General features: G+C 63.5%; 23 protein-coding genes. 10 read left to right on the forward strand and 13 right to left on the reverse strand.

Annotated elements, in window-relative coordinates; genetic code table 11:
• The 4 genes from LCM4576_RS35395 to LCM4576_RS29930 all read right to left on the reverse strand — a co-directional run.
• Positions 1-237, reverse strand: a 237-nt coding sequence (locus LCM4576_RS35395) for a DUF4372 domain-containing protein (protein WP_407067412.1), incomplete at its 3' end; no start/stop codon positions are given.
• A gap of 231 nt (positions 238-468) precedes the next feature.
• Positions 469-1,074, reverse strand: coding sequence for a transglutaminase-like cysteine peptidase (locus tag LCM4576_RS29920; protein ID WP_071036015.1), 606 nt, complete (start codon positions 1,072-1,074; stop codon positions 469-471).
• Positions 1,075-1,313: 239 nt separating this feature from the next.
• Positions 1,314-1,931, reverse strand: coding sequence for a PilZ domain-containing protein (locus LCM4576_RS29925; protein WP_071036016.1), 618 nt, complete (start codon positions 1,929-1,931; stop codon positions 1,314-1,316).
• Between the two features lie 175 nt (positions 1,932-2,106).
• Positions 2,107-2,745, reverse strand: coding sequence for a PAS domain-containing protein (locus tag LCM4576_RS29930; RefSeq protein WP_071036042.1), 639 nt, complete (start codon positions 2,743-2,745; stop codon positions 2,107-2,109).
• A 425-nt stretch (positions 2,746-3,170) separates the two neighbouring features.
• Between LCM4576_RS29930 and LCM4576_RS29935 the strand changes: the two genes are divergently transcribed.
• Positions 3,171-3,908: a rhomboid family intramembrane serine protease gene (locus LCM4576_RS29935; RefSeq protein WP_071036017.1), complete on the forward strand. Its 738-nt coding sequence runs from the start codon at positions 3,171-3,173 to the stop codon at positions 3,906-3,908.
• Between the two features lie 225 nt (positions 3,909-4,133).
• Positions 4,134-4,565 (forward strand): CBS domain-containing protein, encoded by a 432-nt coding sequence (locus LCM4576_RS29940; RefSeq protein ID WP_040983461.1) that lies wholly within the window; start codon positions 4,134-4,136, stop codon positions 4,563-4,565.
• 53 nt (positions 4,566-4,618) lie between these two features.
• Here LCM4576_RS29940 and LCM4576_RS29945 read toward each other — a convergent pair whose 3' ends face one another.
• The gene (locus LCM4576_RS29945) at positions 4,619-4,876 is read right to left on the reverse strand and encodes a YjhX family toxin (protein WP_041008562.1); all 258 of its coding nucleotides are present in this window, start codon (positions 4,874-4,876) and stop codon (positions 4,619-4,621) included.
• A gap of 281 nt (positions 4,877-5,157) precedes the next feature.
• Between LCM4576_RS29945 and gatB the strand changes: the two genes are divergently transcribed.
• The 3 genes from gatB to LCM4576_RS29960 all read left to right on the forward strand — a co-directional run bounded on the left by gatB (position 5,158) and on the right by LCM4576_RS29960 (position 8,081).
• The gene (gatB, locus tag LCM4576_RS29950; RefSeq protein ID WP_071036018.1) at positions 5,158-6,657 is read left to right on the forward strand and encodes an Asp-tRNA(Asn)/Glu-tRNA(Gln) amidotransferase subunit GatB; all 1,500 of its coding nucleotides are present in this window, start codon (positions 5,158-5,160) and stop codon (positions 6,655-6,657) included.
• Between the two features lie 4 nt (positions 6,658-6,661).
• Complete coding sequence (locus tag LCM4576_RS29955) at positions 6,662-7,150, forward strand: GNAT family N-acetyltransferase (protein ID WP_071036019.1); 489 nt, start codon at positions 6,662-6,664, stop codon at positions 7,148-7,150.
• Positions 7,151-7,382: 232 nt separating this feature from the next.
• Entirely contained in the window at positions 7,383-8,081 is a 699-nt protein-coding gene (locus LCM4576_RS29960) for an AIM24 family protein (protein ID WP_041006316.1), read from the forward strand.
• A 42-nt stretch (positions 8,082-8,123) separates the two neighbouring features.
• Here LCM4576_RS29960 and panC read toward each other — a convergent pair whose 3' ends face one another.
• Both panC and panB read right to left on the reverse strand, forming a co-directional pair.
• Positions 8,124-8,975, reverse strand: a complete 852-nt coding sequence (gene panC, locus LCM4576_RS29965) for a pantoate--beta-alanine ligase (RefSeq protein ID WP_071036020.1) — start codon at positions 8,973-8,975, stop codon at positions 8,124-8,126.
• Positions 8,972-9,811, reverse strand: coding sequence for a 3-methyl-2-oxobutanoate hydroxymethyltransferase (gene panB / locus LCM4576_RS29970; protein ID WP_071036021.1), 840 nt, complete (start codon positions 9,809-9,811; stop codon positions 8,972-8,974). Before panB ends, panC begins: the two co-directional genes overlap by 4 nt.
• A gap of 276 nt (positions 9,812-10,087) precedes the next feature.
• Between panB and LCM4576_RS29975 the strand changes: the two genes are divergently transcribed.
• The 3 genes from LCM4576_RS29975 to LCM4576_RS29985 all read left to right on the forward strand — a co-directional run bounded on the left by LCM4576_RS29975 (position 10,088) and on the right by LCM4576_RS29985 (position 11,688).
• A complete protein-coding gene (locus tag LCM4576_RS29975; protein ID WP_040983126.1) occupies positions 10,088-10,486 on the forward strand; it encodes an NADH:ubiquinone oxidoreductase subunit NDUFA12 in 399 nt (132 codons plus the stop codon).
• Between the two features lie 127 nt (positions 10,487-10,613).
• Positions 10,614-11,246, forward strand: coding sequence for a DUF2155 domain-containing protein (locus LCM4576_RS29980; protein WP_244508403.1), 633 nt, complete (start codon positions 10,614-10,616; stop codon positions 11,244-11,246).
• Positions 11,247-11,304: 58 nt separating this feature from the next.
• Positions 11,305-11,688 (forward strand): hypothetical protein, encoded by a 384-nt coding sequence (locus LCM4576_RS29985; protein ID WP_071036022.1) that lies wholly within the window; start codon positions 11,305-11,307, stop codon positions 11,686-11,688.
• 3 nt (positions 11,689-11,691) lie between these two features.
• Here LCM4576_RS29985 and aat read toward each other — a convergent pair whose 3' ends face one another.
• The 6 genes from aat to LCM4576_RS30015 form a co-directional block, all read right to left on the reverse strand.
• On the reverse strand, positions 11,692-12,309 hold the full coding sequence (gene aat / locus LCM4576_RS29990) for a leucyl/phenylalanyl-tRNA--protein transferase (RefSeq protein WP_071036023.1): 618 nt from the start codon (positions 12,307-12,309) through the stop codon (positions 11,692-11,694).
• Between the two features lie 12 nt (positions 12,310-12,321).
• Entirely contained in the window at positions 12,322-13,665 is a 1,344-nt protein-coding gene (accC, locus tag LCM4576_RS29995) for an acetyl-CoA carboxylase biotin carboxylase subunit (RefSeq protein ID WP_071036024.1), read from the reverse strand.
• A 19-nt stretch (positions 13,666-13,684) separates the two neighbouring features.
• Positions 13,685-14,149, reverse strand: coding sequence for an acetyl-CoA carboxylase biotin carboxyl carrier protein (gene accB, locus LCM4576_RS30000; RefSeq protein ID WP_071036025.1), 465 nt, complete (start codon positions 14,147-14,149; stop codon positions 13,685-13,687).
• Positions 14,150-14,175: 26 nt separating this feature from the next.
• Positions 14,176-14,610, reverse strand: coding sequence for a type II 3-dehydroquinate dehydratase (aroQ, locus tag LCM4576_RS30005; RefSeq protein ID WP_040983116.1), 435 nt, complete (start codon positions 14,608-14,610; stop codon positions 14,176-14,178).
• A gap of 131 nt (positions 14,611-14,741) precedes the next feature.
• Entirely contained in the window at positions 14,742-15,569 is an 828-nt protein-coding gene (locus LCM4576_RS30010) for a DsbA family protein (RefSeq protein ID WP_071036026.1), read from the reverse strand.
• Between the two features lie 59 nt (positions 15,570-15,628).
• Positions 15,629-17,041 carry a M48 family metalloprotease gene (locus tag LCM4576_RS30015; RefSeq protein ID WP_071036027.1) on the reverse strand — a complete coding sequence of 471 codons (1,413 nt, stop codon included), beginning with the start codon at positions 17,039-17,041 and terminating at the stop codon, positions 15,629-15,631.
• A gap of 184 nt (positions 17,042-17,225) precedes the next feature.
• On the opposite strand from LCM4576_RS30015, the gene LCM4576_RS30020 reads away from it, so the two are divergent.
• Both LCM4576_RS30020 and LCM4576_RS30025 read left to right on the forward strand, forming a co-directional pair.
• Positions 17,226-18,374 carry a pyridoxal phosphate-dependent aminotransferase gene (locus LCM4576_RS30020; RefSeq protein ID WP_071036028.1) on the forward strand — a complete coding sequence of 383 codons (1,149 nt, stop codon included), beginning with the start codon at positions 17,226-17,228 and terminating at the stop codon, positions 18,372-18,374.
• Positions 18,375-18,379: 5 nt separating this feature from the next.
• Positions 18,380-19,309 (forward strand): glutaminase, encoded by a 930-nt coding sequence (locus LCM4576_RS30025; protein ID WP_071036029.1) that lies wholly within the window; start codon positions 18,380-18,382, stop codon positions 19,307-19,309.
• Positions 19,310-19,322 lie beyond the last annotated feature (13 nt).

Raw genomic sequence — 19,322 nt, forward strand, 5'->3', positions numbered from 1 at the left:
GCTCGTCGCGCCGCTGAGCTGAGCATAGATCAACACCACCAGATGGTCCCAGCTCTTGAACGATTTGTCATAGGCATCGCCGTCATGGCTATCCACAATCGTCTGGAAGCGGCGACGATTGATCGGTTCAACCAGCTTGCCAAGAATGCTAGGCCTATAGCGCATGCCCCGTTCCCTTTCTGAGTCTCGACAACCAGAAGGTAGACGGAAAATCCCCGTCTTACGGGGCATGCACATGCGGCATTTCGATTCACCTGCGACCTTCCCCGGACAGCCCTGCCACGCTCGGGAAGGGCGCCCCGGCCAGTGGCGTTCGGCAGGCGCCCGAAATGGCGGAGCCGGYCCCGGGGACAGGGGCCGGCTCCTAAAACCCGGTCGTTGGGGACGGGGAGGGTGGGGACTCGACCGGGCTTTCTCCCTGGGCACGCCGCCGCGCGTAACCGCGCCGTGCCCGATCGCTTTGGCGCCTTAGCGGACGCTGGCGACCGCGTCCTCGCGGCCGTCGTTGATCGTCACCCAAACGCCCGAATTCTCGGTCGATTGACGCTTGAGATAGGTGTAGACCGTGTCGTTCCAGGCGAGCACCTTCGGCTCGAGATTGTCGAGGATGAATTCGCCGAGGCTGGTGCGCACAGTCAGCACCGCATGGCCATCGCCATTCGGCTGGCGCACCACCGTCATCAAAAGATCGCCGGCCGGCACGCCGATGGCCATTAGTTCGCGGCGCTTCTCCAGCGCGTAGTCCTCGCAGTCGCCATAGCCGTTGTCGGGATAGGCCCAGTATTCCTCGACGCCGTAGATCTCCATATCGGTGCGCGGCTTGACGCGGACGTTGACGGAATTGTTGACGTTGACGATCGTCGCCCAYAGCTTGCGCGTCAATTCGACCGGCGAACCCTTCGGCGTCCGTTGGGCGCACTCGACCGGAATGCGCTGGCAGAAGTCATAGTGACCGACCGGCTGGGTGGTGCGTCCGCCCGTATGCATGAAAGCAGGTCCCGCGCTTGCCGTGCCCCACGCGGAAAGCTGCATCGCTATTGCCAAGAGCAACAGCTTGCCCCTCGTCATTTTCATTGGTTGTAGTCTCCCCGTTTGAGGAGACTGTGCCACGTTGGGATTTATTTGACGCAAAAACCCGAAGTAGATATTGAGTAAAACGCCAGTAGAATAAACATAAAATTCGAACTATCGCGATCTTGAATTGTTCAGGTTTATGAAGATCTGGTAGGTGCCGAGGCGGCCTGCGTCAGGAGAAAACCGGACAAAAAAACCGGCCGCCGAGGGCCGGTTGGCTTTTCTGCGGAGAGCTTATGTCAGGATCGCGGCGCGTTGAATTCCTGGTCGAGCGTTTCCGGCCGTTGGATGACCGCGAACTCGATGGCGACGCCATCCTCGAAGTGGCGCACCACCTGGCCGCGCATTGTGYCCAGCATGACCTGGACACCGATGGCCGGCTTGACGTCGATCTCAACCGCGGCGCCCGAGAGCGACAGGTCGATGATGYGGCACTGATACTGGCGCCCATCGGTGAGCTGCAGGACGCTCATYGGATTGCGCGGCGCCACGCGTTCGTGGCGGCGATCCTCGGGCAGGTCGAGCTCATGCTTGTTGGCAAGCCAGGTGAGCTGCGCGGCAAGCTTGTCCTTCTTGCGGTCCGAGGCGATGACGGTCATGGCGAAGCCGTCCTGCGACGTGCGCGTCACGATGCCTTCGACCCGGCCGATATGGTCGATATAGGCGATGACCTTCTCGCCCGGCTTGCCGATGCGGTCCGTGCGCAACGCGACGTTGCCCGGCGACATATCGATCACCTGGCACGCATGTTCGGTGCGGTCTTCCAGCATGAAGCGTCCGTAGATTTTGACGCGGACACGCTGGAAATTGCGCCGCTCAGCTCGTGACGGTGCATATTCTACCGCCGCTGACCTCATGACTGCCTGCACCCCGTTGGCATTCCGCGCGACGATGCGAGGAATTTCGCTCAGAAAAACTACAGCCAAGCAGGTTAACAAAYGGGAAAAATCGGCCGCAAAAGCCTGGGCTTGGGGGCTCGCGGGACGCGGAAAAATTAACCGTGAGGAAAGCGCAAGTCCCGCGGAGCCAGGCTCACTCGTGACGCCCGCCGTCGAGGACGACGAGATGGCGGATGCGGCGCACGCGGCCGAGCGCCGAAATGGTTTCCGGAGGATCGAATTCGGCCGGAACGAGCGAGGGAACGTCGATCGCCGGACGGTTCTTCAGGAACATCGGCTCCTTGTCGGGGTCTATCACCCGGATCGTATCGATGAGCGCGTCGGCGATCGGATCGGCGCCGAGCCAGAAGGGCTTGTCGGCGGTGCTGATGATGCCGAGGCAGCGCTGGTTCTCGGCCCCCCCATCCAGCGGCAGCGACAGGAGCTCGAATTTGTTGGAGCGGCCGTTGCGGCTGAAGCCCTCATAGGTCATGAGCAGGACCGACTTCTGATCGAAAACGCCTTGCATCAGCCGCGACATCAGCCGCTGGTCCTTCTCGCGCCAGAGCGACGGGAAGGAGAAGCCTTTGAGCTCCCGGCCGTAATAGGCGCAGAGCCTTGTGCCGGCCAGCCGGAACACCGCTTCGCCGCGCGTGTCGCGCTCGAGGATGAAGGTGTCGGCCAGGAGCGACTTGATGTCGGCCGGCTCCACCTCCGATCGCTTCGGGGCGAGGCGACCATCACGCAACTGGTTCCAATATTGGAACAGCGCGATCRATCCTTTTTCGTTCATTTCCATTCCGCTCCGCACAATCTGTCTTTTGATGTCCCATCGGCGAACAGACAGGGCGCCCTCCGATGACCTTCATGCGGTGCGGAGCAGGATGCGTGCCAGTATCGTTAACGTTTGTTCACGCCTCGGAGTCGTTAAGGTTAACAAGTGGTTTACGTTGCGCGCCGCTGAGGCCTGTGGCACACCAAAACCACTCCAAAACGGTCGTTCTCGCAGCGATCGGCAGCACTTCAGTCACGAGTTTATGGGGAGAGGGGACTCGACCGGCCGTCCAGGGGAATCCTGGACGGCCTTCTTTTTGATTCGTCGCTGTTCTGATTCGCCCTTTTTTCCGCGCGCCCGCTGTGGCGAATAGCCGTTTGTGATTCGAAAGGGCGTGATCTACATGCTCGTCGAAAGCCCGAGTCCCGAACCTGTAAGGGTGCATGAGCGAGCCCGTAAGCCCCACTGAAAACGAACCGTTGCCGGACGAGGCATCCGAGCCGCCGCGCCGCGAACCCGTGTTCAACCTGCCGCCCGCCGTGCTGGCGGTGATCGGCATCTGCGTGGCTGTCCATCTGGTGCGTGTCTATCTGCTGACCGACGACCAGGATTTTGCCCTGCTCGTCCGGGCGGCCTTCGTCCCCATTCGCTATTCCGGCCGGTACGACCTTGATTTCTATGCTTTTTCGAGCCCCTTCACCTATGCGTTCCTGCATGGCGGCGTGGCGCATCTGTTGATCAACATGATCTGGCTCGCCGCTTTTGGTTCGCCACTGGCCAATCGATTTGGCACGCTGCGCTTCGCCTTGTTCTTCGCGGCAACGAGCCTTGCTTCGGTAGTACTCTTCTGGGCGCTGCATCCGCTTGGCGAGATGCCGCTGGTCGGTGYGTCGGGCGCGATCTCCGGCATGATGGGCGCGGCGGCTCGCTATGGCTTCCGCGTCGACCGTTCGTCCGGCAAGGCCGCTTTCGCCGGCGAGCCACTGCCGATCGCCGCGGTGTTGCGCTCGCGCGGCGTCATGACCTTTCTGGGGGTCTGGATGGTCATAAATCTCGCCACGGGCCTGCTCGGCTTCGCGCCGGGAATAGACGGCCAGATCGCCTGGGAAGCGCATATCGGCGGCTTCGTGGCCGGCTTTTTCGGGCTGCGCTTCTTCGACCGTCCGCCGGCTGCCTCTTAGAGCAATTCCAGGAAAAGTGCGCAGCGGTTAAGTTCGGCGTCTTCGCCGTAACCTTCCGTCCGGAATTGCGTGAAAACAAAGGCATGGAGCGGTTCGCCCTTTCCGTGAAACGGTGAAACGCTCTAGTCCTTAGGCGCACTTGAAATGCAACCAATGACGGCGCACCATGTTGGGGCTGAAAGCCGGTCGGGGCGGGAGCCGGCGTCAAAGGCTGTGGAGGACGCCATGACGGTTAAGGCAATTCTTGAAAGCAAGGGCCATGACGTGTTCACGCTCGGGCCCAATGAGAAACTCAGCGAAGCCATTCGCATGCTGGCCGAGCACAGGATCGGCGCGCTCGTCATCACCAATGGCGACCGAAAGATCGTCGGCATTCTCTCGGAACGCGACATCGTCAGGGTCGTGGCCAAGGAGGGCGCCGCCGCGCTCGACATCGCCGTGCGCTCGGCGATGACTCCGAAGGTCAAGATCTGCAACGAAAACCACACGGTCAACGAAGTCATGGAGATCATGACGAGGGGCCGCTTCCGCCATCTCCCCGTGGAGAAAAACGGGCTGCTCGACGGCATCGTCTCCATCGGAGACGTGGTCAAGCGCCGCATCGAGGATGTCGAGCGCGAGGCCGAGGAGATCAGGGCCTATATCGCCACTGCCTGAGCGGCGATAGCCGCCGGCCGTTTTCCGGCCGGCGGAGCACGGCTCGCACGCCGCTATCTGTTGTCGAGTTCGGCGCGGACGAGTTCCAATCCGCGCCGGGTGATACGGTAGGGGCCGCCGCCCGAAGAGGATACGGCCTTCTTCCGCCTCAGTTTTCGAAAGAGCTCCAGGTCGAAGCCCGGATAGCGCCAGCCGTCGCGGGTCAGGCACTGGACCGAGGCGATCTTCTTGCTCTCGTTCTTTTCGATTTCGATACGCCCGCCCTGCGCGAGCAGATGCAGTATGCGCTGTTCGTTGCGCGATATGTCCATTGGAGAAAGTCCTGGGAAAAACAACAAAAGCCGCCGCCGCGAGACATCGCGGCACGGGGTTTCAGGTTTTTCTGCCCTGCCTCGTAGGAGGTCAGGGCTTCACCGGGACTGAGCGTAAGTGGACATCCACTCTCCATTGGAATGGACGCTTCTTAGGCGAGAGCCGCAGAAAAGGCCAGTAGGCGGCTTTGCGCTTGTCTCGCAGGGCGGTTTGCACTAGCGAAGTTGCTCGTCAATTATCCGTTCGCGCATATTCGCGAATTCACAGTACGTAGGCCTCCATGAGCATCATCGACACCCGCACCCCCGACGCGAAACGTCTGATCCCCGGCGCCACCGGCGACTGGGAGATCATCATCGGGCTCGAAGTGCATGCGCAAGTGATCTCGGAAGCCAAGCTTTTCTCTGGCGCCTCGACCTCGTTCGGCGCCGCGCCCAACGCCAATGTCAGCCTGGTCGACGCGGCGATGCCGGGCATGCTGCCGGTCATCAACGAGGAATGCGTCAAACAGGCGATCCGCACCGGGCTCGGCCTGAAGGCGGCGATCAACCACAAGTCGGTCTTCGACCGGAAGAACTATTTCTATCCGGACCTGCCGCAGGGCTACCAGATCTCGCAGTTCAAGCAGCCGATCGTCGGCGAGGGCAAGGTGATCGTCTCCGTCGGGCCCGACCGTCAGGGCGAGTTCGAGGATATCGAGGTCGGCATCGAGCGCCTGCATCTGGAACAGGATGCCGGCAAGTCGATGCACGACCAGCACCCGACCATGTCCTATGTCGATCTCAACCGTTCCGGCGTGGCGCTTATGGAGATCGTCTCCAAGCCCGATATCCGCTCGGCCGACGAGGCCAAGGCCTATGTCACCAAGCTGCGCTCGATCATGCGCTATCTCGGCACCTGCGACGGCAACATGGACGAAGGCTCGCTGCGCGCCGACGTCAACGTCTCGGTGCGCCGACCGGGCGGCGCGTTCGGCACGCGCTGCGAGATCAAGAACATGAACTCGATCCGCTTCATYGGCCAGGCCATCGAATACGAGGCGCGCCGRCAGATCGCCATCCTGGAAGACGGCGGCAAGATCGACCAGGAGACGCGCCTGTTCGATCCGGCCAAGGGCGAGACGCGTTCGATGCGCTCCAAGGAAGAAGCGCATGACTATCGCTATTTCCCGGATCCCGACCTGTTGCCGCTGGAGTTCGACCAGGCCTATGTCGACGCGCTCGCCAAGGACCTGCCGGAGTTGCCCGACGACAAGAAGACGCGGCTGGTCGATGTGCTCGGCCTTTCGGCCTATGACGCCTCGGTGCTGGTTTCGGAAAAGCCGATCGCCGACTATTTCGAGAAGGTGGCGGCAGGGCGCGACGGCAAGCTCGCCGCCAACTGGGTCATCAACGATCTCTTGGGCCAGCTGAACAAAGCCGGCAAGGATATTGAAAATGCTCCGGTTTCGCCCGAGCAGCTCGGCGCCGTCCTCGACCTGATCAAGGAAGGCACCATTTCCGGCAAGATCGCCAAGGACCTGTTCGAGATCGTCTGGAACGAGGGYGGCGATCCGCGCCAGATCGTCGAGAGTCGCGGCATGAAGCAGGTCACCGACACCGGCGCCATCGAGAAGGCGGTCGACGAGGTGATCGCCGCCAACCCGGACAAGGCCGAGCAGGCGCGCGCCAAGCCGACCATGGCCGGCTGGTTCGTCGGCCAGGTGATGAAGGCGACCGGCGGCAAGGCCAACCCGCAGACGGTTAACGACCTCGTCAAGGCCAAGCTCGGCATCGAATAGGCCGATGTTCGTCCGCACCGCCAGCGAGCGCGATCTTGTTGCGGTGCGTGCGTTGCTGGTCGAAACGTGGCGCGCAACCTATGACGCCGTCCACGGTGCCGAACAGGTTGCGGCGATCACCGACGACTGGCATTCGATCGCCTCGCTCAAGGCGCGGCTGACGCGGCCGAATTCCGAATTCCTGGTCGCCGACGATGGCAAGAGGCTCGGCGGCATGGCCTTCGCCGCCGCCACCACGGACCCGAAGATCGTGCTTCTGCACCAGCTCTACCTGCATCCGGCCTGCCAGCGGCAGGGGATTGGCCGGTTGCTGCTCGATGAGGTGGAGGCAAGCTTCCCGGAGATGCGTAAGCTGCGCCTTGAGGTCGAGGAGGCGAACGCCGTGGCGATCGCCTTCTACGAGGCGAACGGGTTCAGGCGCGCGGGCAGGACCGCGGATTGCGGCGGCAGTTCGGGATGGCCTGCGCTCATCCTGGAAAAGCGGCTCGGCTAAAGCAATTCCAGGAAAAGTGTGGGCGGTTTTCCGTTCGGAATTGCGTAAAAACAAAGAAATAGAGCGGTTCGCCGTTTCTGTGAAACGGTGAAATGCTCTATGTCGCAGGCGGGCATTCCATCTCATCGCAAGGTTTTGATTTGATCGCGCCGTTACGCGCGATCAAGGCTGCTCGTCGCCGGCGTCGCGCCCTCCATAAGGCAGGGGCGTCGTCCGCAATCGGGGGATTGYCATGCCGAGCTTGCCGGAACTGATGCCGACCGAGGTGTCGGAGGAGACTTTTGGCGGCGTGACCTATCACGTCGCCGGCGAACTGGTGCCGGTGCTGTCGGTCGATGTGACCAACATGCCGGTCTATTTCGAGCACCACATCCTGCTCTGGAAGAACACCACGATCACCATCGGCCTGAAATCGCTGAAGGGCGCGCTGAAGCGCATGATCGCCGGCATGCAGATCTTCGTCACCGAGGCGTCCGGGCCGGGCGTCATCGCCTTCAGCCGCGACGGGCCCGGTCATATCGTGCCGATCCATCTCCGGCGCGGCGAGGAGATCCAGGTGCGCGAACACCAGTTCCTCGCCGCCACTGCCAGTGTCGACTACTCTTTCGAACGCGTACGCGGGCTGGGAACGATGCTGTTCGGCCAGAGCGGCTTCTTCATCGACCGTTTCCGGGGCGAGACAGGCGACGGCATCGTCTGGCTGCATGGCTACGGCAACGTCTTCGAGAAGGTGCTGGCGCCCGGCGAGACCATCGATATCGAGCCGGGYGGCTGGCTGTTCAAGGACGCGTCGGTCAGGATGGATACGAGGATCGACAAACTTTCCAGCGGCTTCTTCGGCGCCGCCATGAACTTCGTCGTCAACCGCTTCACCGGGCCAGGCCGCGTCGGCATCCAGTCGATGTACCTGCATATGCCGTCGGAAGAGTAGCGTCATAGAGCGCCGCGGCGACAGCTCGCGGATCGTGGGCGCTCAGGCGGAGGGAATCTCCACATTGTCGATCAGCCGCGTCGTACCGAGCCATGTCGCAGCGAGCAAGCGGCCGTCGTGCCCGCGCTGCCAGGGGCCGAGCGTGACGCTCGCGCGGGCGGCGACATAGTCGACCTTTTGGAAGCCGGCTGAGACAAGCGCCTTCGCGGCATCTTCGGTAGCGCCGGCCTCATCCGCGCCGGCTGAAAGCGCCGCTGCGGTGCGGCGCAGGACCAAATTGAGCTTGCGCGCAATGTCGAGTTCGGCTTCGCCGAGATAGGCATTGCGCGACGACATGGCGAGGCCGTGGGCGTCGCGCACTGTCGGCGCGCCGACGATCTCGACGGGCAGGTCGAGATCGCGGCAGAGCTGCCGGACGACGCAAAGCTGCTGGTAGTCCTTCTCGCCGAACACGGCGCAATCGGGCGCCGCCTGCAGGAAGAGCTTGGCCACCACGGTGGCGACGCCGTCGAAGAAACTCGGCCTGAAGTCGGTTTCCAGCCCGCGGGAGGGGCCGCCGACCGAGATCTTGCTGGCGAAGCCGGAGGGATGCATTTCGCTCACGCCCGGCGTGAAGGCGAGATGCGCGCCGGCGTCCCGCAACCGGTCGAGATCGCGCGCCAACTGGCGCGGATATTTGTCGAGATCTTCCGTCGGCGCGAACTGCGTCGGATTGACGAAGATCGAGACGAGACAGCGCTCGGCCCGTTCGAGCGCGATCCTGACCAGCGAGATATGGCCGTCATGCAGCGCCCCCATCGTCGGCACCATGGCGACCTTCAGGCCGGCTTGCCGCCAGTCCCGGACCTGCGCCCGAAGGGCTGCGACGCTATCGACGACGATTGGCGCGTTCATGTCTTGTCCTTGGCGGAGGCCGTCGTGAAGACGTGGTCGGGACCGGGGAAGGCGCGGTTGCGCACCTCGGCGGCGTAGCGCGCTGCCGCATCCGCTATCACGCCGCGCAAGGCGGCGTATTCCTTGACGAATTTCGGTACACGGTCGACGGTCATGCCGACCATGTCGTCGATCACCAGGATCTGGCCGTCACAGTCGGCGCTGGCGCCGATACCGATCGTCGGTATGGAGATGTGACGGGTAAGCTTCGCGGCCACGGCCTCCATCGTGCCCTCGATGACGACCGAGAAGGCGCCGGCTTCTTCCACCGCCTCGGCATCGCTGAGCAGGGCAGCGATGTTGTCCTGCGTTCGGCCCTTGATCCTGTAGCCGCCGTCCTTCTCCACCGACTGCGGCTGCAGGCCGATATGGCCCATGACCGGTATCCCTTCGGTGACGATCGCCGCGATCCGGGAGGCCATGTCGACGCCGCCCTCGAGCTTCACGGCCTGGCAGCCCGTTTCCTTCACGATCCGCCTCGCCGCCGCCACGGCCTGCGCCGGCGAGACCTCATAGCTGCCGGCCGGCATGTCGACCACGACGCAGGCCCTGGCCGAGCCGCGCATCACAGCCTGGCCGTGAGCAATCATCATCTCCAGCGAGGCGCCGAGCGTGGTGGCATGGCCATGCAGGACCATGGCGACGCTGTCGCCGACCAGGAGCAGGTCGACATGTGGATCGAGCAGACGGGCGATCGGATAGGTGTAGGCGGTGAGGCAGACGATCGGCACGCCGCCCTTGCGGCGGCGAATGTCTTCGGCGCTGATCCGGCTGTCGGCGGACGGATCCCGGGTCAATCGTCACCTCCCCAGAGCATGATGCCGAAAAGCGTGAAGCGGTTTTCGGACGACATCATGCCCTATCTCTTTGATTTAGAGCGCCCAAAACGGGGCGGGCCGAGCTTTAGAAAGACGGGCCGCGCTTGGCAAGCGGCGCTGCCRCCGGTAGCAGCGGTGCATCGATTTAGCGCACGAAGCATTTACATTCCGGGCGCGGCAAAACCCTTGCCATCGCGGCGGCGTGACRCCATAAGCAGGGGAAAGGCAGGAGCCGCTGCCGCCGCGAGGATTTGGATGAAAACTTTCCTGCTGCAGTTTTTCACCTGGTGGAACAGCCAGACGCTCGGCACCCGCTTCCACACCTGGCGCTTCGGCAAGAGGGTCGGCGAGGACGAAGCAGGCAACGTCTATTACGAGGGCGGGGTCGATTCGGAAGGCCGCACGCGCCGTTGGGTGATCTATCGCGACTATTCGGAAGCCTCGAAGATCCCGCCGGGCTGGCATGGCTGGATTCATCATCGCGTCGACACCGCTCCGGCCAGCGAAAGCTACAAGCCGCGCGAATGGCAAAAGCCGCATCAGGCGAATCCGACCGGAACGCCGTCGGCCTATCGGCCGAAGGGTTCGATCCTGACCAACCAGCATCGTCCGCAGGTGACCGGCGACTACGACGCCTGGACGCCCGGATCGTAATCCGCGTCCACGACGCCGCTTCGGTCCTTTATCGCCACAATTGGCATTTAGCTGCTTGCTGACTGCGCAGCTATGACTAGCCTTGGGCGTTGAGAGAATCACCCGGGCGCAACCACCGGTATTTTGCATGAGCTCTTCGAGGCAATTCCAGGAAAAGTGCGCAGCGGTTTTCCGTCCGGAATTGCGCTCTTGGATTCCAGGCCAAACCTCAAAGGCGCTGATCGCGGGGGCGTCCCTTCTGCTCGCCTCGACGGCAGCCTTCGCCGCCGCGCAGGCACCGGCCCCTGCACCCGCGGCCTCCGACCGCGTCACCAATCCAGTGGCCGAGTTCGCCGGCATCGACAAGATCACCGGCCGCATCATCACCTTCGACGTCTATATCGACGAGACCGTTCAGTTCGGCGCTTTGCAGGTGACGCCGCGCGTCTGCTATTCGCGGCCGGATACGGAGCAGCCCAAGACCGATTCCTTCGTCGAGGTCGACGAGATCACGCTCGACCGCAAGATCCGTCGCATCTTCACCGGCTGGATGTTTGCCGAAAGCCCCGGCCTCAACGCCGTCGAGCATGCCGTCTATGACGTCTGGCTCAAGGGCTGCAAGCAGAAATCGGACGTGCCGCCGCCGACCGCGGCCAAGGCCGACACGGGCAAGCCTAAGACCCAGGCCACCAAGCCCAAGGCTCCGGCGCAGCCGGCCGACGCTGCGCCCGAGCCGGCTGACGCGGCGCCGGAGCCGGACGACACGACCACCACCAACTGATCTCGGAACCTGCCCGCCCTTTGTCCGTTCAAATTCGGCAGGCGAGGAGGATTCCGCGATGACCGCCACGAAGCCGATCACCGCCAACAGGCAAGAGCTTCTCGAACTTGAAAAAGGCTTCTGGACCGGCGATTCCGCCTACTACCAAGCCAATGTCGATGTAGAGTGCTTGGTCGCGTTCCCGCAGATGGCGCAGGCGATGACCAACGCGGAACTGGCCGCGACGGCCAGCAAGCCCAACCGCTGGCGCGACCTCGACATTAAACTGAAGGGAATGGTCGAGCCGGGTAGCGACATCGTCATGCTCACCTACGAAGCGCGTGCGACGCGCGAGAATGGCGAGCCTTATGCGGCGCTCGTCAGCACCGGCTACGTCCATCGCGCCGACGGCTGGAAGATGATGTTCCATGCGCAGACGCCGATCGACGCGGCACGGGACTGATCCTCAAGGATAGAAGACAGCTTCGCCTTTAAGCGCCTCGGCGAGCATTTTCTCGTACTGGCCGCGCGGCACGTCGACAGCGCCGAAGCGCTTCAGATGCTCTGTCGTGAACTGCGTGTCGAGCAGCGCGAAGCCGCGCGCCTTCAACCGTTCCACGAGATAGTAAAGACAGGTCTTCGACGCGTCGGTCTCCCTGGCGAACATGCTTTCGCCGAAGAACACGCGTCCGAGCGACACACCGTAGAGGCCGCCGACCAGTCGGTCCTCGCGCCACGCCTCGACCGAATGGYAGTGCCCAAGCCGATAGAGCTCGACATAGGCTTCGCGGATCGGCGCGTTGATCCAGGTCGAGCGGCGCTCCTCGCGCTTTTCGGCGCAGCCGTCGATCGTCGCCTCGAAATCGAAATCGTAGCGGATCTCGAAGGGATGCCTGCGGATCGTCTTCTTGAGGCTGCGCGGCGTATGGAACCCGTCCAGCGGAATGATGCCGCGCGTTTCTGGCCGCACCCAGAACACTTCCGGGTCGTTGGCGCTTTCGGCCATCGGGAAGACGCCGGAGGCATAGGCCCGAAGCAGCAGGTCGGTGGGAATGCGATAGCCTGGCGCGTAGGGGCGGGTCATCGCATCCCCGTGCTATTCACCCTTGGCCAGGTATTTTTCCAGCCAGTGGATGTCGTAGTCGCCATTGGCGATGTCGGGGTTGCCGACAAGGTCGCGGAACAGCGGCAGCGTCGTCTTGATGCCGTCGACGACGAATTCGTCGAGCGCGCGGCGCAGCCGCATCATGCATTCGACGCGGTTGCGGCCATGCACGATCAGCTTGCCGATCAGGCTGTCGTAATAGGGCGGGATCTTGTAGCCGGAATAGACGCCGGAATCGACGCGGATGCCGAGGCCGCCKGGCGTGTGGAAATGCGTGATCGTGCCGGGCGAGGGCGCGAAGGTGCGCGGGTCCTCGGCGTTGATGCGGCACTCGATGGCGTGGCCGTTGAACTTGATGTCTTCCTGCCTGACCGACAGCCCGCCGCCGGAAGCAACCCGTATCTGCTCGTGCACAAGGTCGATGCCGGTGATCGCCTCGGTCACCGGGTGCTCGACCTGCAGGCGCGTGTTCATCTCGATGAAATAGAACTCACCATTCTCGTAGAGGAACTCGATCGTGCCGGCGCCGGAATAACCAAGATCGGCGATCGCCTTGGCGCAGATGTCGCCGATGCGAGAACGTTCCTCAGCATTGAGCGCCGGCGAATTGGCTTCCTCCCAGACCTTCTGGTGGCGCCGCTGCAGGGAGCAGTCGCRCTCGCCGAAATGCACGCCGCGGCCGGCGCCGTCGCCGAACACCTGCACCTCGATATGGCGCGGCTTTTCCAGATATTTCTCGATATAGACGGCGTCGTCGCCGAAGGCGGCGCCCGCTTCCGACTTGGCCGTCTGCAGCGCCACTTCAAGGTCCGCTTCGGTGTGCGCCACCTTCATGCCGCGACCGCCGCCGCCGGCGGAGGCCTTGATAATCACCGGATAGCCGATCTCGGCGGCGACGCGCTTGGCTTCCTTGTCGTCGCTGATCGCGCCGTCCGATCCGGGCACGACGGGAATGCCGAGACGCTTTGCCGTGCGCTTGGCCTCGATCTTGTCGCCCATGATGCGGATATGGTCGCCCGACGGGCCGATGAAGGTGATGTTGTGGGCCGCCAGGATGTCGGCGAACTTGGCATTCTCCGACAGGAAGCCGTAGCCCGGATGCACGGCGTCGGCGCCGGTGATCTCGCAGGCGGCGACGATCTGGTGGATGTTGAGGTAGCTTTCGCGCGACGGCGGCGGGCCGATACACACGCTCTCGTCGGCAAGCCGCACATGCATGGCGTCGGAATCCGCGGTGGAATGGACGACCACCGTCTGGATGCCGAGCTCCTTGCAGGCGCGCAGCACCCTCAGAGCGATTTCGCCGCGATTGGCGATGAGGATCTTCTGGAACATCTCTTGGCTGTTCCCGGCTCTACTCGAGGACCACCAGCGGCATGCCGTACTCGACCGGCTGGGCGTCCTCGATGAGGATCGCCGTCACCGTGCCGGCGCGCGGCGAGGGGATCTGGTTCATCGTCTTCATCGCTTCGATGATGAGCAGCGTCTGGCCTTCCTTCACCTTCTGGCCGATCTCCACGAACGGCTTGGCGTCGGGCGAGGGCGCCAGATAGGCCGTGCCGACCATCGGCGAGGGCACGGCGTTCTTCGACGGATCGGAGGGCGCAGCGGCCGCGGCGGGTTGAGCCGCCGCAGCTACAGGAGCCGCGGCGATCGCCGGCAGCGGCGCCGCGACCGCGTGAACGGCCTGCGACTGGCGCGACACGCGCACCTTGAGATCGCCGAGCTCCACCTCGATCTCGGTCAGATTGGTGTCGTTCAGAATGCCCGCCAGGTCGCGGATCAGTTGCTGGTCAACACCGTTCTTTTTTATCGACATTTTCGAGCCTTCTGTTTGGGGGCCGGTCACAGGCGTGCCGCCAGTGCCTGCAGCGCGAGCGTGTAGCCGAGCGGCCCGAACCCGCAGATCATGCCGACAGCGACCGGCGCGACCATGGAGACGTGGCGGAAGGGCTCCCGCGCGTGGATGTTGGAAAGATGGACTTCCGCGACGGGCAGCGGCGCAACGGAGCGGATGGCGTCGTGGATGGCGATCGAGGTGTGGCTGTAGGCGCCGGGATTGATGACGATTCCGGAAGCCTTGTCGCCGGCTTCCTGGATCCAGTCGACCAGATCGCCCTCATGGTTGGACTGGCGAAAATCGATCTCGAGTCCGAGCGCGGCGCCTGCCGCCTTGCAGTCCTCCTCGATGGCCGCGAGCGTCTTGCCGCCATAAATCCCGGGCTCGCGTTTGCCGAGCGCGTTGAGATTGGGACCGTTGAGGACGAAAATCGTTTTCAATATGGCGACCTTGTTCCACGCCGGCCCCGAGCCGGCGCACTGGCCTCTATAATGGGCATAGCCGCCCGCGAAAAGAGCGCAAGTGCGTTCTTGCGCTGTCCACAGCGGCCGGCTTCTGCATCCGCAAGCGCCTACAGCGCGCTCTTGGCCTGTTCGATCTTTTCCGCCAGAACCTGCTGGCCGAGCGCTCCGAAGATCACCTCGTTGCCGACCACATAGGACGGCGTGCCGGTGATCGACAATTTCGTCGCAAGGTCATAGGTGCGCGACAGCGTTTCGGCGATGCGTGGATCCTTCATCTTCTCGCGCAACGCCGCCTCGTCGGCGCCGAGCGAAAGCGCCACCTTGATGGCGGTGGATTCCGTGGCCCGGCCCTGGCCGCCGAGCAGCGCGGTGTGGAATTCGCCGTATTTCTCCGGATGCATCAGGTGGAACGCCATGGAGACGACGCTGGCCTTCTGCGAATCCGGGCTGAGGATCGGGAACTCCTTCAGCACGAAGCGCAGGTCCGGGTCGGACTTGGTCAGCGCCTGCATGTCCTCGATGGCGCGTTTGCAGAAGCCGCAATTGTAATCGTAGAACTCGACGATCGTGACCTTGCCCTTCGGGTTGCCGACGACGCCGTCGAAGGTGGAGTTGAAGATCTCGTCCTTGGAATCCTTGATGACGCCGAGCGCGGCGAGCCGCTGCTCTTCCTTCTGCTTGGCCTCGAGCGCGTCCTGCACCTCGAGCAGAACCTCCGGGTTCTTCAACAGGTAATCGCGGATGATGCCCTCGACCTCCTTGCGATCGATCTTGGTGTCGGCGGAAGCCTTGGTATCGGTGGAGGACGTGACCTGCGCTACTTGCACGGTGTCGGCCTTAGCGGCCTGCGGGTTTCCCGCCACGAAGCCGAAGGCCAGCATGCCGAGCGCCACCGCCAGACCGCCAGCACTGCYAAGCAGGATTGCCTTGTTCATGATTGTCGATCCTTTTGCCTTTCCTGGTGCGCCTTGGTCGCGGCCAACGCCCGGGAGGTTCATTTGAGTTTGTTCGATGGCGTGTAGTTTATAATATCCTGAGCGCGGACCCAGCGGGGTTCGCCGCGCTTCAATTTCTGTTGAGCGCGCATGGCGAAGATCTTGGCGTTCTTGTAGTCGCCCGAATAGTAATGGCCCTCGGCGGTGGCGAGATCTGCGGCCGGAACATCGCCGAGTTCGCCATAGGCCTGCGCCAGAAAGCGATAAGCATCGGAATTCTCTTTGTCCCGCCCGACGCCGTTGTTGAGCTGGGTGACGGCTTTCCTGAGCGAATCTGGTGTACCGACCRCCATCAGCGCCTGGCCGAGGGAGACCAGCAGCAGGCCGGAGCGTGCGGGATCGAGGCTGACCGCCTTGGCATAGGCGTCCGCCGCGTCCTTCGGCTTGTTGATCTTCATCAGGATGTCGCCGCGCAATTCCTGGAAATAGGGGTTCTTCGGCTGTTCCTTGATCAGCGCTGCCGTCTTGGTCAGCGCCGCGCCTGGATTGCCATAGAGATAGGTCTGCTGCGCGTCGCCATAGCGCGAGGCGAGGCTGGCCGGGTTCTTTCGCATCAGCCGCGCAACGGCCGCCTGACCCTGCATGTAGGCGGCGATCTTGATGCGCATCATGTCGTGCCGCTGCTGCAGCGCCGGCGGGTCGATCGTGTTGACGAAGGGGCTCTGCTTGACGAGCACCTCGAGGTTGGCGATGCGCTCCTGCGGCATCGGGTGGCTGATCCGGTAGGGATCCACCTGAGTGYCGGCGAGCGACAGCGCGCTCTGGAAGCGGCCGAAGGTCTTCAGCATGCCCATGCCGGACTGGCCGGTGGCGTTGAGATAGGCGATCGCCGAACGATCGGCGGTGATCTCTTCGGTGCGTTGATAGGCAAGGATCGAGCGCTGCGCCATCTCGCCGCCGCCGGCGGCGACGCCCACGCCGGCGCCGGCAAGGCCGCGGCTGTTGGTGGTGGCGCCGGCCACCATGGCGCCGGCGCCGAGCAGCGTGGCGATGATGGCCATGGTCTTGGCACGGTCGAGCTGGTCGCGCAATTTCTGCTGGTGGCCGCCGGCAATATGGCCGGCCTCGTGTGCGATGACGCCGATGATCTCGTTCGGGGTCTCGGCGGTCACCAGCGCGCCGGTGTTGATGAACAGGCGGCGTCCGGTGACGAAGGCATTGAAGCTCTGGTCGTTGACGAGCACGATGTCTATGCCGTCATTGGCGAGCCCCGCCGCCTTGAAGATCGGCCGGGCATAGTCGCGCACCAGCGCCTCGATCTCGGCGTCGCGCACCACCGGCACGCCTTGCGCGAAGGCGYTGACCGAGCTCGACACGGCAACGGCCGCGGCAAGCATAAGCGTCGCGAAACCGCGCGCGGCTCGGCTGAGGGGGGGCGATTTGCCAATCGATGGTCGGGGTCGGCTCAACATAGGTCCACTGGTAGACGAGCGGGCGAAAGATGAAAAGTCGGCGCCGGCAACTTCCTGCGCGCTTGTGATCCCCACATCAATCGGGCATTTGTGCGGCGCTGTCCCTTTAACTAGGGCAGCTCAAGGGCAAGTCTGCGCTGCTTGCTCCGGAATTCACCGAAAATAGGCAGTTGGAAGAGGTCAAATGGTCGTTTCGCTTTCGCGCCGGGGGGAAGTCGAGCCGTTCCACGCCATGGACATCCTGGCCGAAGCCAACCGGCTGAAGGCCACCGGCGTGCCCGTCGTGTCGATGGCGGTCGGCCAGCCGTCGGACCCTGCGCCGGTCGGTGTCCGCGAGGCGGCAGCCGCGGCGCTCAGGCACGGTCGCATCGGCTACACCGATGCCTTAGGGCTGGCTGATCTGCGCAAGGCGATCGCGGCGCATTATGGCGAGCATTACGGGATCGACGTCGCGCCGTCGCGCATTGCCGTCACGACCGGTTCGTCGRCCGCCTTCAACCTGGCCTTCCTGGCCATGTTCGATCCGGGCGACCGCGTCGCCATCGCCGCGCCCGGCTATCCCGCCTACCGCAACATCATGGCCRCGCTCGGCATCGAGATCGCCGAGATCGAGCTCGGCACGGACGCCTACCTGCACGCTGCGCATCTGAAGGCCGCGCATCGCGAGAAGCCGCTGAAGGGCGTGTTGTTMGCCAGCCCCGCCAATCCGACCGGCGCGGTCATACCGGCGCACGAGCTCGCCGCGCTGGYCAAGACGGCCGAAGTGCTCGGCATCGCCGTGATCTCGGACGAGATCTATCACCGTCTGGCCTATGCGGCTCCCGATGTCACCGCGCTGGCGCATGGCGCCGGCGTCACGGTGATCAACTCCTTCTCGAAATATTATTGCATGACCGGCTGGCGCATCGGCTGGATGGTGTTGYCGGAAGAACTGGTGCGGCCGGTCGAGCGCGTCGCCCAGAGCCTCTACATCTCGCCCCCGGAACTGTCGCAGATCGCGGCGATCGAAGCCTTCAAGGCGACGGAGGAGCTGGAAAGGGTGAAGGCGCGGTATGCCTGGAACCGCGACCTTCTGATGACGCGTCTGCCGGAACTCGGCTTTGCGCTCGCAGCACCCATGGACGGCGCCTTCTATGCTTTCTGCGACGTCACCCGCCACACCAATGACAGCATGGCCTTTGCCCGCAAGATGTTGGCCGAGGCGCATGTCGCGGCGACGCCCGGTCGCGATTTCGACCCGTTGCAGGGCCATCGAACCATGCGCTTTTCCTATGCCGGCAGCCATGACGACATGGTCGAGGCGCTGGCGCGCATCGAACGCTGGCTGAAATAGAAGCCATGGCTGAACTCGAGCAAGCACTGGCGGAGGTGGCCGCCGAAATGGCGGAGCGCACCGATCGCGGCGAGGTGGCGACCTACATCCCGCAGCTCGGCAAGGTCGATCCGAAGAAATTCGGCATCGCCGCAGTGACCAATGACGGCCGCGTCATTCTTGCCGGCGACGCCGACCAGYCCTTTTCGATCCAGAGCGTCTCGAAAGTCTTCACGCTCACGCTGGCGCTGGGCAAGATCGGCGATGCGCTCTGGCATCGCGTCGGCCGCGAGCCGTCCGGCAATCCATTCAACTCGATCGTCCAACTCGAGCACGAGAACGGCATCCCGCGCAATCCGTTCATCAATGCCGGCGCCATCGTCGTTTCCGACGTCCTGCTCGCCGGCCATCAGCCGCGCGAGGCGATCGGCGAAATCCTGCGCTTCATCCAGTTCCTCGCCGATGACGAGACGATCATCATCGACCGCGAGGTCGCGGCATCCGAACGGGCCACCGGCTATCGCAACTTCGCTCTTGCCAATTACATGAAATCCTTCGGCAATCTCCATCACGAGCCGGAGTTGGCGCTGGGTGTCTACTTCCACCATTGCGCGATCGCCATGAGTTGCCGCCAGCTTGCCATGGCCGGCCGGTTCCTGGCCGATGGCGGCAGGAACCCGGCGACCGGGCATTCCGTCGTGTCGGCCGAGCGGGCCCGCCGCATCGGCGCGCTGATGCTGACCTGCGGCCACTATGACGGCTCCGGCGATTTCGCCTTCCGCGTCGGCATTCCCRGCAAAAGCGGCGTCGGCGGCGGCATCCTCGGCATCGTGCCCGGAGTGGCTTCGCTCGCGGTGTGGTCGCCCGGCCTTAACGAGAACGGCAACTCCAAGCTCGGCTCCATCGCCTTAGAGAAGCTCGCCCGGACGATGAATTGGTCGATCTTTGCGCCTTAAAGCAGTTCCAGGA

The organism is Mesorhizobium sp. LCM 4576, assembly GCF_001854815.1.
GTDB classification, from domain to species: Bacteria; Pseudomonadota; Alphaproteobacteria; order Rhizobiales; family Rhizobiaceae; genus Mesorhizobium; species Mesorhizobium plurifarium.

Coding starts and splice junctions, on each gene's coding strand:
- LCM4576_RS29940 (WP_040983461.1), top strand. CDS start 4,134: ATGACGGTTAAGGCAATTCTTGAAAGCAAGGGCCATGACGTGTTCACG.
- LCM4576_RS29945 (WP_041008562.1), bottom strand. CDS start 4,876: ATGGACATATCGCGCAACGAACAGCGCATACTGCATCTGCTCGCGCAG.
- LCM4576_RS29955 (WP_071036019.1), top strand. CDS start 6,662: ATGTTCGTCCGCACCGCCAGCGAGCGCGATCTTGTTGCGGTGCGTGCG.
- panC (WP_071036020.1), bottom strand. CDS start 8,975: ATGAACGCGCCAATCGTCGTCGATAGCGTCGCAGCCCTTCGGGCGCAG.
- LCM4576_RS29975 (WP_040983126.1), top strand. CDS start 10,088: ATGAAAACTTTCCTGCTGCAGTTTTTCACCTGGTGGAACAGCCAGACG.
- LCM4576_RS29980 (WP_244508403.1), top strand. CDS start 10,614: ATGAGCTCTTCGAGGCAATTCCAGGAAAAGTGCGCAGCGGTTTTCCGT.
- LCM4576_RS29985 (WP_071036022.1), top strand. CDS start 11,305: ATGACCGCCACGAAGCCGATCACCGCCAACAGGCAAGAGCTTCTCGAA.
- accB (WP_071036025.1), bottom strand. CDS start 14,149: ATGTCGATAAAAAAGAACGGTGTTGACCAGCAACTGATCCGCGACCTG.